A 13,320-nucleotide genomic window follows, 5' to 3' on the forward strand; every position below is an offset into this window, starting at 1 on the left:
GCGACCGCTGTCCGGTAGCCGATATGGGAATCCCAGGCCGCCTCCTATGGTCCGCTCGTGACGCTTCCCACCGCCACGGCGGACCAGGCGTGGGTGCGCGAGACGGCGACCGTGATCGGGGCGTTGCACGGTCGTCCGCTCGTCGACACCGTCCTGGCCGCCGTCGCTCGCCGCCTGCAGAGCGACCTGTCCACCTACGCCGAACTCGACCTGGCCACGCTGCACCCACCCGGCCTCACCGCCGACCGCCCGGTCGACCGGGCGCTGATCCGCCGGATGCACGACCAGGTGACCGACCATCCGCTGTTCGCGCCGACCGTGCGGGACTCGCAATCCTGTCCCGCGCCGCCGATGCAGGTGACCGACGTGCTGCCGGAGCACCGGTGGCGGCGGCACGCGCTCTACCAGGAGGTGCTGGCGCCGCGCGGCATCGGAGCGCACACGGTCACGCTCGTGGTCGGCGCGGCCCCGGTGCTGCGCTGGTACCAGTTCAACCGCGACCGGGCCTTCGACGCGCGGGAGATGGACCTGCTGGCCCGGGTCCAGCCGGCGTTGATCGCGGTGCACGCGTGGCGTCGCCGGCCCGCCGCCGTGGTCCTGCCCGGCGGCTCGACGCTCACCGGGCGGGAGGTGGAGGTGCTGCGCGGCATCGCCGACGGGCTGACCGTGCCGGCCGCCGCGCGCCGGCTCGGCCTGGCCGCCGGCACGGCCCGCAAGCACCTGGAGAACGTGCACCGCAAGCTGGGCACCTCCGGACCGGTCGCCACCGTGATGAGGGCGATCGAACTCGGCATCCTGGAGGTGCCCGGCCCGCGCGCCTAGCTGGTGGCGCAGGGCAGCGGCGCGCCCCGGCAGGCCCCGATCAGCGACCCGATCTCGACCTGGCCGATCCGCCGGTCGCTCAGGACGACGTCCACCACGGCCGCGGTGTCGCCGACCGGCAGGTCCACCACCACGTCCGCCTCCGTGGTCCGGGGCGTGTCGTGCGCCTTCCCCTTGATGCCGTACACCCGCACAGCCAGCGGGTCGTCCAGCGTGAGCGTGTCCAGCACCGCGCCGGCGGTGTCGCGCACGACGAGCTGGAACGGCCCACCGGTGCCCCGCAGCGACGACGGGAAGCCGCGGTCGATCTCCAGCAGCGTCGGGGCGGCGCCCCGCGCCGACACGCGCAGCCCGAGCCGCAGGTGGGTGCCCGTGGTCGGGTTCGCCGGGTCGACGGTCGGCGCGGGCACGACCGGCGCCGCGCCGGCCGGCGTCGGCGCGGCCTGCGAGGCCACCGCGACGGCGCCCAGCAACGGCAGCGCGAGCGCCGCCACCACCAGGGTTCGGATACGTTGGTTCAGCATTGCCCTCTCCCGCATCGTGCGAAGGTCGCCTCGGCGGCCCGGATGTCGTCGGCCCGCTCGACCGAGTTGTTGATCATGACGTCGCTCATCGGCCCGTCGCTGCGCCACCAGCCGGTCGGGCTCACCCCGTCGGTGATCTCGTTGCAGGTGCTCGCGTCCGACCCGGACCGCTGACAGTCCGACAGCGACCGGTAGGTGTTCTTCCCCTCGCCGTACCAGTAGCCGCCGTCGCAGCAGTACTCGTCGCCCTCGTGGTAGGCGCTGTGGTGCAACTCGTGCCAGCCCACCGTCGGCGAGTCGGCGGTGAACACGCTGCCGGAGGCGTTGTCCCGGCAGTTGACGGTGTGCAGCACACCGTTGGTCTCGGCGAAGCTGACCGGGCTGAACCCGGTACGCCGGCACAACGCGTCGCCGTCCGGGCTGACCGTCACCTCGACCGGTACGTTCTGCACCCAGATCCCCACCTGCGACCAGTGCGTGGCGATCGAGCTGGGGAACACCCGCGAACGGATGCCGAGGAGCTGCCACGCGTTGTCGTCGACGGCGTTGCCGAACTGCCGCGCGCCGTCCAGCGTGGACGTGTCGTAGCCGGTGCCCGGCGCGTACGCCACGTCGATGGTCTGGTTCAGCGGTCTGGTGTTCACCCGACCGTTCGCGTCCACCACCGCCGGCACGCTGGCCCGCCACAGCGGCACCAGGGTGACCTCCGGCGTCTGCGACGGCTCCGGCGGATTCAGGTCGGTGATCCGCCAGTCCGCCGTCGCCGTGCGCATGTCCGGCACCCCGTCCGCCTCGCTGGCGGTCACCCGGTAGGCGACCGCCGCGCCGGCCAGGATGTCCGCCGGGATCACCGCCTGGCACTCGCTGACCTGCAGGCAGGTCCTGACCACGCGCGGCGTGAGGGTCACCGGCCGCCCGATCCAGCCGGCCGGGCTCATCTCCACCGTGATCCGGGCCGCCGGCCGGGCGGTGTGGTCGGCGCCGACCACCGTGGCGCGGATGGACGTGCCCGGCACGGCCTGCGGGTTGACCGCCGGGACGCCCGGCTCGGCCAACGCGTACACCTCCAGGCCCGCCGGCGGGTCCGACACCGGCACGGTACGCGAGGCGGCCGGGAACGCCCGCCCGTCGTCGGCGGCGCCCTCCAGCGTGAACACGTAGCTGCCGGGCGTGGCCCAGGAACCGTCGGCGTGCCGTCCGGTCCAGGAGAACGAGACCGGGCCGGCGGCACGCCGCACGTCGGCGGTACGGAACACCTCGACGCCGCCGCGCAACACGCGCATCCGGAACGTGCCGGCCGCCGGCACCACCGCGCTCACCACGATCGGCCCGCTGCGGTACTGCCAGTTGGTGGCCGGCTGGCTGGTCATGTCGGCGAAGGCCAGCGCGACCCGCTGGATGACCCGGGCCTGGGTGGTCCGCGCCGAGCCGCCGTCGACCGGGTCGGCGACCGTGATGGTGTATCCGCCGACCGGCGCGTACGACCCGTCGGACCACCGGCCGTCCCAGTCGACGTTGAACGCGCCGCCGTAGAACGGGGCCTCGGCGCGCACGAACGACGCCCCGCTCGCCTGCGAGGTGATGGTGAAGCGCAACGCCGACGGCACCGACAGCGAGCCGCTGATCGTCAGCCGCTCGCCGAGCCGCGGGTCGAACTCGCGGGGCGTCCCGGTGGGCGCCGGCGACGAGATGGTGATGCTCGTGGGCCGGGCCGCGACGGTCACCGTGAAGACGGCCCGGGACGGACCGCCGCTGGTGCTCCACCGGGACGTGCCGGCCCGGCCACCGAGCAGGTTCGTCGTCGCCCAGTCCTTGGCCGTGCCGGGGTTGAGATCCGCCTGTTCCCGGCTGCCGCCCTCGGTGGAGTCGTCCTCCCACAGCTCGAAGTTGACCCGGAAGTTGCCGGTGACCGAGCGTCCGGCGCAGACCGTGCGGGGCGTGACGATGTCCGTCCCGGGGGCCGCCGGGAGGGCCATCTCGCAGCGCTGCTGCTGACCGTCGTCCTGGGTGAGGATCGCCACGCCGAACAGCTCCGGCGGGTCGCAGACGACGAGCCAGACCCGGTCGAGACACTCGGTGGTGTGCATCTCGTCGACGGTGACGGTGACCGTCGAGCCGTAGCTGGCGGCGGCCGGCGCGGCCGGCGTCGCGGCGGCGAACGCCACCCCCACCACCGTGGCCAGCGCCGCCGCCAGGAACGGCCGTAGCCGTTGACGTATCCGTTTCACGTGCGTTCCCCCCTCGTCCGCCGACACCCACGCCGGGCTCGGCGCAGACAACTGTGCGGATCGGGGGAGGCGCGGGCGATACGCGCATGCGCGTAGCCGACGCCGGCGTGCCGTGCCCGCCCCGGCCGCGCTCGCGGCGGCCGGGGCGCCGACAGCGGTCAGAAGTCGTCGTCGAACGTGACCCGGCCGGTCACGCCGACCTGGTAGGCCGACACCCGCCGCTCGAAGAAGTTCGACAGCTCCTGCACGTCCTGCAACTCCATGAACGCGAACGGGTTGCCGCTGCCGTACATCGGCGTCATGCCCAGCGCGGCCAGCCGGCGGTCGGCCACGTGTTGCAGGTAGAGCCGCATGTCGGCCGAGGACATCCCGGAGACGCCCTGGTCGAGCAGGTCCTCGGCGAACTGCGCCTCACACTCCACCGCCTCGGCCAGCATCTCCCGTACCTGCCGTTCCATCCCGGCGTCGAACAGCTCCGGCTCCTCGGCGCGCACGGTGTCCACCACGTCGAAGGCGAACGCCATGTGCATCGACTCGTCGCGGAACACCCAGTTGGTGCCGGACGCCAGCCCGTTGAGCAGACCCCGCGAGCGCAGGAAGTAGACGTAGGCGAACGCGCCGTAGAAGAACAGCCCCTCGATGCAGGCGGCGAAGCAGATCAGGTTGAGCAGGAACGCCCGCCGGTCGTCGCGGGTGCGCAGCTCCCGCAGCGCGAAGACGGAGTCGATCCACCGGAAGCAGAACTCGGCCTTGCGGGCGATCGACGGGATGTTCTCCACCGCCGCGAACGCGGCGAACCGCTCGGCCTCGTCCGGCACGTAGGTGTCCAGCAGGTTCAGGTAGAACTGGACGTGCACCGCCTCCTCGAAGAGCTGCCGGGACAGGTAGAGCCGGCCCTCCGGGGAGTTGACGTGCTGGTAGAGGTTGAGCACCAGGTTGTTGGCGACGATGGTGTCGCCGGTGGCGAAGAACGCCACCAGGCGCGACACCAGGTGCCGCTCGGCCGGCGAGAGCCGGTCCAGGTCGGCCAGGTCGGCGTGCAGGTCCACCTCCTCGACGGCCCAGGTGTTCTTGATCGCGTCCTTGTACCTGTCGAAGAAGTGCGGGTACCGCATCGGGCGCAGGGTCAGGTTCATGCCCGGGTCGAGCAGCATGGGCCGGGTCTCGGCGGTCGCGGTCACTGGCAGGCCTCGCAGCTCTCGGGGTTCTCCAGGGAGCAGGCCGTGGCCGCGTCGGCGACCGGGGCGAGCACCGGCGCGACGGTGGCCTGCTGGATCCGGGTGGCGGGTCGGGACCGCAGGTAGTAGGTGGTCTTCAGGCCGGACGCCCAGGCGTACCGGTACATCGAGGAGAGCTTGCCGATGGTCGGCGCGCTCAGGAACAGGTTCAGCGACTGCGACTGGTCGACGTAGGGCGCGCGGGCGGCGGCCAGGTCGATCAGCGCCCGCTGCGGCAGCTCCCACGCGGTGCGGAACAGCTCCCGCACCTCCGCGGGCAGCTCGTCGAGGCCCTGCACCGAGCCCTCCGCGCGCCGGATCCGGTCGCGGACCTGCGGCGTCCACCGCCCGCGGGCCTTCAGCTCCCGCACCAGGTACGTGTTGACCTGGAGGAACTCGCCGGACATGGTCTCGCGCTTGAACAGGTTGGACACCTGCGGCTCGACGCACTCGTAACAGCCGGCGATCGAGGCGATGGTCGCGGTCGGCGCGATCGCCACCAGCAGCGAGTTGCGCAGCCCGTGCGCGGCGACCCGCGCCCGCAGCGCAGCCCACCGCTCGCGCTGCGCGGGCTCCGCGCCCCACAGGTCCGGGTGCAGGTCACCCTTCGCAGCCCGGGTCTGCGGGTACGCCGGATGCGGGCCGAACCGTTCGGCCAACCCGGCGGACGTCTCCAGCGCGGTCAGCAGGATCTCCTCCTGCACCCGGGTGGACAGCTCCCGCGCCGCCGCCGAGTCGAACGGCAGGCGCAACGTGAAGAACGCGTCCTGCAGGCCCATCAGCCCCAACCCGACCGGCCGCCAGCGGGGGTTCGACGCCGCCGCCTGCGCGGCCGGGTAGTAGTTGATGTCGATCACCCGGTCGAGGAAGACCACCGCGGTACGCACGGTGGCCCGCAGCGCCTCCCAGTCGACGCCGGCGGCGGTGACGTGCGCGCCGAGGTTGACCGAGCCGAGGTTGCACACCGCCGTCTCGGCGTCGTCGTTGACCTCCAGGATCTCGGTGCACAGGTTGGACAGGTGGATGACGTTGCCCGGCTCACCGGTCTGGTTGGACAGCCGGTTCGCGGCGTCCTTGAACGTCATCCAGCCGTTGCCGGTCTGCGCCAGCGTCCGCATCATCCGCCCGTACAGGTCCCGGGCCTTCACCACCCGGACCGCCTTCTTCTCCGCCGCCCGGTACGCGGCGTCGAACGCCTCGCCGTACAGGTCGGGCAGCTCCGGCGCGTCCGACGGGTCGATCAGCGACCAGTCGGCGTCGGCCTCCACCCGGCGCATGAACTCGTCCGGGATCCAGTTGGCCAGGTTCAGGTTGTGGGTACGCCGGGACTCCTCGCCGGTGTTGTCCCGCAGCTCCAGGAACTCCTCCACGTCCGGGTGCCACGGTTCCAGGTAGACGCAGGCCGCGCCCTTGCGCCGGCCGCCCTGGTTGACCGCGGCCACCCCGGCGTCGAGCGTCTTGAGGAACGGCACGATGCCGTTCGAGCGCCCGTTCGTGCCCCGGATCAGCGCGCCCCGCCCGCGCACCCGCGACCAGGAGATGCCGATGCCGCCGGAGAACTTCGACAGCTTCGCGACCTGGTGGTACCGCTCGTAGATCGAGTCCAACTCGTCGCGCGGGGAGTCCACCAGGAAGCACGACGACATCTGGGTGTGCCGGGTGCCGGAGTTGAACAGCGTGGGGGAGCTGGGCAGGTAGGCCAGGCGCGACATCAGCCGGTAGAAGTCGACCGCCTCGCCCGGCGTCTGCGACAGCCCGCAGGCCACCCGCAGCAGCCAGTACTGCGGCGTCTCCACCACCAGCCGCGTCTCCGGGTGCCGCAGCAGGTAGCGGTCCGCCACCGTGCGCAGTCCGAAGTACTCGAACCGCAGGTCGCCGGCCGGGTCCACGGCGTCGTCCAGCTCACCGGCGTGCCGGGCCACGAACGCGGCGGTGTCGTCGCCGACCAGCCCCAGCCCGTGCGCGTACCCGATCGACTGGCTGAAGCGCGTCACCTGCTGCCCACGGACCTCCTCGTCCACGTACGCGGCCAGCAGGCGGGCGGCCAGCTTCGAGTACTGCGGCTCCTCGCCGATCAGCTCCGCCGCGGTCTGGATCGACAACCGGTCCAGCTCCGACGTGGTCGCCCCGTCGTAGAGCCCGCTGATCGTCCGGGTGGCGACCCGCAGCGGGTCCACCTCGTCGAGGTCGGCGACCCACCGCTCGACCGCCCGGACGATCCGGTTGACGTCGACCGGCTCGGTGTCGCCGTCCCGCTTGCGGACCCGCATCGCCAGCCGGCGCTGCTCCGGAGGGTTCTCCCGCACGACCGTCATGACCTCTCCTCGCTGTCACTCCGATGGCCTCGGACGGCGGGAGACGCCAACAGGCACGGCACGCACGGCCGGCCCGGCTGCTGGCGTCGGTCGTCCCGCGCGACCGTCGACCGCCGCGCGCGGCAGCGCACGGCGCGCTGGCAGGTCTTCGGACTCGCGGGCGTCGTACTCGTTCCTACTGGCCGTCGCTTCCCAGGCCGGTGGCCCAGTGCTGATGACGGCGGTCGTTCCCACTCACCGCTGCGGGGCAGTCCCGGACTTCCACCGGGTTCCCTCTTGCCTCGGCCGCACCCGTGGGGCGCGGCCGAACCAGCTACGGGGACACCATATATGGCGGTGCCGGCGTGTGGGCAACACCAGATGTCGGGTCCGGCGTGTCGGCTTCGTCTCAGCGGGCGAATGGCGCTCGGGAGCGCCGGCGACGATACTCGCCGGCTGCTGCGTTCCTGCTGCGCCTGCACCTCGACCGCGAGGCGAAGGAGGGGCCCCCGCTTAACGCCTCCGGTATAGGCGGGGCCCCCGCTTAACCCCGGTCACCAGGTGACCGGCAGGCCCGTCGGGCCGAGGATGGCGTGCCCCGCCTTCCATCCGACCTCGTCCGGCGGCACCGCGAGGCGCAGGCCGGGCAGCTCCCGCAGCAGCAGACCGAGCGCGGTGCGGACCTCCAGCGCCCCCAGGTGCGCCCCGATGCAGTAGTGCGGGCCGTGGCCGAAGGAGAGGTGCGGGGTGGGCGTCCGGTCGAAGTCCATCCGTTCCGGGTCGGGAAACACGTCCGGGTCGCGGTTCGCCGCGTCGTGCGACGGGACCACGATGTCGCCCTCGGCCAGCCGGGCACCGCTGGGCAGCGTCACGTCCGCCATCACTCGGCGCGGCATCTCGTCGCCGTTGGCGGTCGAGTGCAGCCGTTCCAGCTCGGCGACCGCGGCGTCCAGCCGGTCCGGGTGCGCCACCAGATGGGCCCAACCGGTCCCGTCCGGCCCGTACGGCGCGGTCTGGAGCACGTGGACGAACGTGGCGATCGAACTGGCCGTGGTCTCCCACCCGCCCACCACGAGCGAGATGGGCAGCTTGATCTGGACGTCCGCCGGCTGGTCGGCGGCCGCGGTGGCGATCCGGCCGAGCAGGTCGTCACCCGCGCGGTCGCGGCGCTGCTCCAACTGGCCCCACAGGTAGCCGCCCATCTCCTCGGCCGAGCGGGCGGCGTCCTCGCGGCTCAGGTCGCCGGCGCCGAGGAACATGTCGCCCCACCGGCGGAACCGCATCCGGTCCTCGGCGGGCAGTCCGAGCAGGTCGCAGATCACGTCCAGCGCGAACGGCACCGCGAAGTCCCGGACCAGGTCGGCCGGGGCGCCGGCGGCGACCATCGAGGCCAGCCTCGCCTCGGCCGCGGCCCGTACGGCGTCGCGCAGCGCGTCGACCGCCGGCCGGGTGAACGCGTCCTTCACCGTGCCGCGCACCCGGGCGTGCGCGTCGCCGTCCATGCCGAGCATGGTGCCCGCCACGTCGACCTCGTCGGCGTGCGCGGCGGCGGCCCGGGAGAAGACGTCCTGGCGGCGCAGCACCTCCCGGACGTCCGAATATCGGCAGATCAGCAGCGCGGGGACCGGCTCACCGTTCACCTGCCGCACGATCGGGACCACGCCGGGGCCGGCGGCGAACCGGGCGTAGTCCGGGTGCTTGCGCGGGCCGGGCGGGCGGTTCACGCCGTCGGCGTCCTGGTAGAAGGGATGGGGGAGGCGGGCGTCGATGTCCGTCATCCGTCCACAGTGCCAGCTCCGGGCCGGCGGTGGGGCCCCCGACCGGGCGCCCCACCGCACCGCCGGTCAACTGCCGGCTGGGGCGGGCGAGACCGGGGCCGCCGGGCGTCGGCGTCGCCGGAGCAGTCCGGCCACGGCGTCGACCACCAGGAAACCGAGCAGCGTGCCGCCGAACCATGGCAGCGCCCAGCCGAGCGCCACCAGCACCGGCACCCCGGCCAGCAGTGCCCAGCGCGACATCCCGCGTACCGCCCCGCGGGCCGGCGGCGCGCCCAGCGGGGCCTGCCGGCCGGCGCGGGTGGGGCGGCGCTGCCACCACATCCGGTATCCCCAGACGACGACGCAGAGCAGGCCGAGCGCGAGCGCGGCGAGCAGGACCTGGTTGACCGGCCCGAAGAGCCGGCCCATGTGGGCCTGGATGCCGAGCTTGCTGAGTCTCGCCGGCATCGGCCAGTCGGCGAAGTCGCTGCGCGCGGTCACCGTGCCGGTGACCGGGTGGACGGCGACCCGGTCGTAGCCGACCGGCCACCGGTCGTCGGTCTGCGCGACCGTCCACGCGGTACCGTCCTCGGCCGCCGGGGTGATCGCGACCGGTCCGGACAGACCGGCGGCGCGGGCGCTGCCCAGCACCCGGTCGTAGGTCGCCGGGTCCGCCGCCGGCGCGACTGCCGGCCCGCCGTGCTGGTGGCCACCCCCGGCGGTGGGCGGCGCGCCGGCGAGCGCGGTGGAGATCTCCGGTGCGCCGGCACGCAGCGCGTCCAGGCCGGCGCCGAAGTTCGCCCCGGCGTAGCGGGACCAGGTCAGGCCGGTGGCGGAGAGGAACAGCAGGCCGACGGCGAGCCAGACACCGGTGGTGGCGTGCCAGCCCCGGGTGCGCCGCACGCCCCGCCCGGCGGACAGGTCGGGTACGAGCAGGTGCCGGGCGCGGGCCCGGCCGGCGGCGCGCCGGCGCCACCACAGCACCACGCCGCCCAGCACCAGCACCCACAGCCAGCTCGCCGCGATCTCCGAGTAGTGCCGGCCGACGTCGCCCAGGTGCAGGTTGCGGTGCAGGTCGTCCAGCCAGGTGGTGACCGGCGTCGACCCGAACCAGGTGGTCAACCGGCCGGTGACCCGCGCGGTGTACGGGTCGACGTAGACGGTGTGCTGCCGGTCGCCGAGGTCGTCGCGGGCGAACACCACCCGGGTGGTCCTGTCGCCGTCGCCGGGCTGCACGCCGGTGAGCGTGCCGTCGGGGTGCGCGGCGCGGGCGGCGGCGATCTGCTCGGCGAGCGGCCGGGCCTGCTCCCCGACGGTGGAGACGGTGAGCGTGTCGCCGTAGAGCGCGTCGTCGAGCTGCGGCGTGAGCGTGTAGGCCAGCCCGGTGAGCGCGGCGACCAGCAGGAACGGCGCGACGAGGATGCCGGCGTAGAAGTGCAGGCGGGTCAGCAGCGCGGTCAGCGGCGTGGGCCGCCGCGCCGGCCGGGGCGGTTCGGCCGGCGCGGCGGGGGAGTCCGGCGCGCGGTCGCCGGGCAGTTCGGTCACGGACATCAGGGCAACTCCGATCGGGAAATGGAAATTGGGATATGACGGGCCCGCTGCCCGTCGAGCCGTGCGTGGTGCGCGGTTGCCGTCTCCCGGGTGGATGGTCGGGCGGGGCCGCGCGGAAGTTCCCGCCGATGTGCCGATCAGTTCCGGTCGCGTGCGGCGGCGGCCAGGAACGCGTTGTAGCGGGCCAGGTCGTCGTCCTCGCCGGTGGCCTCGGCCCGGTCGGCGGCCCGGTCAAGACGGCGCTGCTCGCGCTGGTCGGCCCGGATCCACTGCCGAACCAGCAGGACCATCACGACGGCGGCGGGGATCTCGCCGAACGCCCAGGCGATGCCGGCGCCCAGCTTCTGGTCGTCGAGCAGCGACGAGGCCCAGTCGGGATGGACGCCGAGATACCAGTCGGGGGCGATGACGGTGGTGGTCTGCATGAGCGCGAGGCCGAAGAAGCCGTGCGCCATCATCGCGGCGAAGTGGATGAGCACCAGGATCGGGTGGGGGAGCCGGGGTCGGCCGGGGTCGATGCCGATGAGCACCCAGAACAGCAGGTAGCCGGAGAGCACGAAGTGTCCCAGCATGGCCAGGTGCCCGAGGTGCGAGCGCATCAACGTGCCCAGCAGATCGCTGAAGTAGAGGCCGAACAGGCTGGCGGTGTAGATGCCGAGCGCCACCAGCGGATGGGTGAGCAGCCGGGCGGCGCGGCTGTGCAGGGCGCGCAGCAGCCACTCCCGGGCCCCGCGTACCTCCGGTTCGGTGGGGCGGCGCAACGCCCGCAGCGCGAGCGTGACCGGCGCGCCGCCGACCAGCAGGATCGGCACCATCATGGACAGCACCATGTGCTGGGCCATGTGCACGCTGAACAGCACGTAGGCGTAGCGGGCGAAGCCGAGGCCGGTGGCGGCGGCCAGCACCAGCAGACCGGCGATCCAGCTCGCGGTGCGGGCCACCGGCCAGCGGTGCCCGCCACGGCGCAGCCGGCGCACGCCGGCCAGGTAGCCGCCGATGCCGACGACGGTCACGGTGAGGAAGAACAGGTCGGGCAGCGGCTGGCCGAGCAGGTGCGCGACGGTGGGCGCGGATGGCATCGGAAAACCGAGCACCTCGGTCACCGGGTCGGCGTCGGCCGGTGGGGCGACCGGCGTCGGGCTGCGCGACAGCGCGACCGCCAGGCCGATCGTGGCGGCGAAGACCACCACCTCCCCGGCGGCGAGCCGCGCGAACGCGCCGCGCCGCCCGGCCGCCAGGCCCGGCAGGGTACGGGTGCGGTGCGCGGCGCCGAGCGCGCCGAGCAGTACGAGCGCGGCCAGCTTGCCGAGCACCAGCACGCCGTACCCGGATCGCCAGAGCTGCTCGACGTCGCCGAGGCGGACCGCCGCGTTGGCCAGGCCGCTGACCGCGACCGTGCCGAAGCAGGCCAGCGCGAGCCGGCTGTAACGGGCGGCGGCCCCGGGTAGGTGCCGGCTGCGGCGGATGGTCAGCAGCGCGGCCAGCCCGCCGGCCCAGAGCGCGGCGGCCAGCACGTGCAGGGCGAGGCTGGAGACCGCGATCTGGTGGTTGCCGGCCCCGGCCGCGTGGCCGGTCAACGCCGGCGGCAGCAGGCCGACGAGCGCCAGCCCGGCCGCGACCGCCGCGGTGCCGCGGGACACGCCGACCCGGGCCGTCACCGCCACCACGGCAGCCAGCCCGGCCTGCGCCAGCAACGAGCGGCCCTGCGAGATGTCGACGCCGAAACTGATCACACTCGCCGCGCCGAGCCGGTCGAGTGGCGCGCCGAGCAGGTCGGAGACGGTGAGCACCAGCAGGGCCAGGGACGCCACGGCCCAGCCGGCCGCGGCCAGGCCGGCACGGCGCAGCACGAGCCAGCCGTGCGCGGAGACGCTCGTCCCGTCGCCCGGCAGCAGGAAGGCGGCGGTCACCGCGAACCCGACGGTGAGCGTGGCGAGAACGTCGGCGAGCAGCCGCACCGGTGGCAGTGCCCAGGTGGTGACCGGACCGGGATCAGGTAGGCCGGGGATGGCGGCGGCGAGCGCGCCGCCGGCCCGCAGCGCGAGCAGCAGTGCGGCCGCTGCCGCGCCGACCGCCCCCAGCCCGACGAGCCAGCCGGCCGCTCCCGTCGCGCCCCCGGTGCCCGGCCCGGCCGCCGGCGATCGGGTGGTGAACGGTCCGGTGGCGATCGACTCGCCCGTCCCCGGCACGCTCGCCCTCGCTCCGGCAGCGACCGGTCCGGCCGCGCCGGGCTGTTCCGTGTTGGACGGTTCGGTCGGGCCGGGCTGCCGCTGGGCCGGGGACTGCGGCGACGGTGACGTGGGCTGGTGCACGGTGCGGAACCTGGTTTCGGATCGGGTCGCCGGGATGGACCCGGCCGCATGGGTCAGGAGGCGCGGCGGCGGCGGAGCAGCAACACGGCCGCGCCCGCCACGGCCAGGGCGACGACCGCGCCGCCGGCCACCAGGGCCACCGGCGGTCCGTCGTCGGCGCCGGTGGCGGAGATCGGGGCGGCCACCGCGTCGGCACTGGTCACCGCCCCGGCCGACGCGGGCGGGGGTGATGCTGCGGGCGCGGTCGGGCCGGCCACGGTGAAGCGGTACGAGCCCTGCACCGGATGCCCGTCGGCGGAAACCACCCGGTAGGCGACCGTGTAGGTGCCGTTGGTCAGTGACTTGTCCACGGTCACGGTGCCGGTCGTGCCGTTCACGGCCGGCGCGCCGGTCGGCACCCGCTGCCGGTCGGCGTCGCTGAGCACGATGGTGGTGAACTCCGGGTTGAGCCGTTGCAGGAAGCGCAGCGTCACCGAGGTCGGCGCGACGGTGAGCCGGGCGTCCTGGGCCGGCGTGGCCGACTGCAACGCGTTGTGCGCCGCAGCGGGTGTGGCCGGCGCCAGCAGCAGCGCGGTGAGCGCCGCGGCGAACGCGACGACGGCACGGGTACGCATC

9 protein-coding genes and 1 riboswitch are annotated in these 13,320 nt (G+C 74.0%); of the genes, 1 reads left to right on the plus strand and 8 read right to left on the minus strand.

What is annotated here, in order from left to right:
• Nucleotides 1-57 precede the first annotated feature (57 nt).
• The gene (locus H1D33_RS07065) at nucleotides 58-822 is read left to right on the plus strand and encodes a helix-turn-helix transcriptional regulator (protein WP_181568839.1); all 765 of its coding nucleotides are present in this window, start codon (nucleotides 58-60) and stop codon (nucleotides 820-822) included.
• Here the strand turns inward: H1D33_RS07065 and H1D33_RS07070 are convergent.
• The 8 genes from H1D33_RS07070 to H1D33_RS07105 all read right to left on the minus strand — a co-directional run bounded on the left by H1D33_RS07070 (nucleotide 819) and on the right by H1D33_RS07105 (nucleotide 13,319).
• On the minus strand, nucleotides 819-1,346 hold the full coding sequence (locus H1D33_RS07070) for a hypothetical protein (protein ID WP_181568838.1): 528 nt from the start codon (nucleotides 1,344-1,346) through the stop codon (nucleotides 819-821). The two genes, H1D33_RS07065 and H1D33_RS07070, sit on opposite strands and share 4 nt — an antisense overlap.
• Nucleotides 1,340-3,574 (minus strand): hypothetical protein, encoded by a 2,235-nt coding sequence (locus H1D33_RS07075; RefSeq protein WP_181568837.1) that lies wholly within the window; start codon nucleotides 3,572-3,574, stop codon nucleotides 1,340-1,342. The genes H1D33_RS07070 and H1D33_RS07075 overlap by 7 nt, the downstream gene beginning before the upstream one ends.
• Nucleotides 3,575-3,732: 158 nt before the next feature.
• A complete protein-coding gene (locus H1D33_RS07080; protein ID WP_181572850.1) occupies nucleotides 3,733-4,728 on the minus strand; it encodes a ribonucleotide-diphosphate reductase subunit beta in 996 nt (331 codons plus the stop codon).
• 23 nt (nucleotides 4,729-4,751) lie between these two features.
• Nucleotides 4,752-7,106: a ribonucleoside-diphosphate reductase subunit alpha gene (locus H1D33_RS07085; protein WP_181568836.1), complete on the minus strand. Its 2,355-nt coding sequence runs from the start codon at nucleotides 7,104-7,106 to the stop codon at nucleotides 4,752-4,754.
• 122 nt (nucleotides 7,107-7,228) lie between these two features.
• Nucleotides 7,229-7,435: riboswitch (cobalamin riboswitch) on the minus strand.
• 204 nt (nucleotides 7,436-7,639) lie between these two features.
• Nucleotides 7,640-8,863: a cytochrome P450 gene (locus H1D33_RS07090; RefSeq protein WP_181568835.1), complete on the minus strand. Its 1,224-nt coding sequence runs from the start codon at nucleotides 8,861-8,863 to the stop codon at nucleotides 7,640-7,642.
• Nucleotides 8,864-8,929: 66 nt separating this feature from the next.
• A complete protein-coding gene (locus tag H1D33_RS07095; protein WP_181568834.1) occupies nucleotides 8,930-10,393 on the minus strand; it encodes a PepSY-associated TM helix domain-containing protein in 1,464 nt (487 codons plus the stop codon).
• Nucleotides 10,394-10,530: 137 nt separating this feature from the next.
• Entirely contained in the window at nucleotides 10,531-12,582 is a 2,052-nt protein-coding gene (locus H1D33_RS07100) for a bifunctional copper resistance protein CopD/cytochrome c oxidase assembly protein (protein ID WP_246411583.1), read from the minus strand.
• 176 nt (nucleotides 12,583-12,758) lie between these two features.
• A complete protein-coding gene (locus H1D33_RS07105) occupies nucleotides 12,759-13,319 on the minus strand; it encodes a copper resistance CopC family protein (RefSeq protein ID WP_181568833.1) in 561 nt (186 codons plus the stop codon).
• Between the last annotated feature and the right edge of the window lies 1 nt (nucleotide 13,320).

It is taken from the genome of Micromonospora ferruginea (assembly GCF_013694245.2).
GTDB lineage: Bacteria > Actinomycetota > Actinomycetes > Mycobacteriales > Micromonosporaceae > Micromonospora > Micromonospora robiginosa.

What these genes read in the sequence shown, in the direction of transcription:
- H1D33_RS07085 (WP_181568836.1), bottom strand. Translation starts at nt 7,106, where the DNA reads ATGACGGTCGTGCGGGAGAACCCTCCGGAGCAGCGCCGGCTGGCGATG.
- H1D33_RS07080 (WP_181572850.1), bottom strand. Translation starts at nt 4,728, where the DNA reads ATGCTGCTCGACCCGGGCATGAACCTGACCCTGCGCCCGATGCGGTAC.
- H1D33_RS07090 (WP_181568835.1), bottom strand. Translation starts at nt 8,863, where the DNA reads ATGACGGACATCGACGCCCGCCTCCCCCATCCCTTCTACCAGGACGCC.
- H1D33_RS07095 (WP_181568834.1), bottom strand. Translation starts at nt 10,393, where the DNA reads ATGTCCGTGACCGAACTGCCCGGCGACCGCGCGCCGGACTCCCCCGCC.
- H1D33_RS07070 (WP_181568838.1), bottom strand. Translation starts at nt 1,346, where the DNA reads ATGCTGAACCAACGTATCCGAACCCTGGTGGTGGCGGCGCTCGCGCTG.
- H1D33_RS07105 (WP_181568833.1), bottom strand. Translation starts at nt 13,319, where the DNA reads ATGCGTACCCGTGCCGTCGTCGCGTTCGCCGCGGCGCTCACCGCGCTG.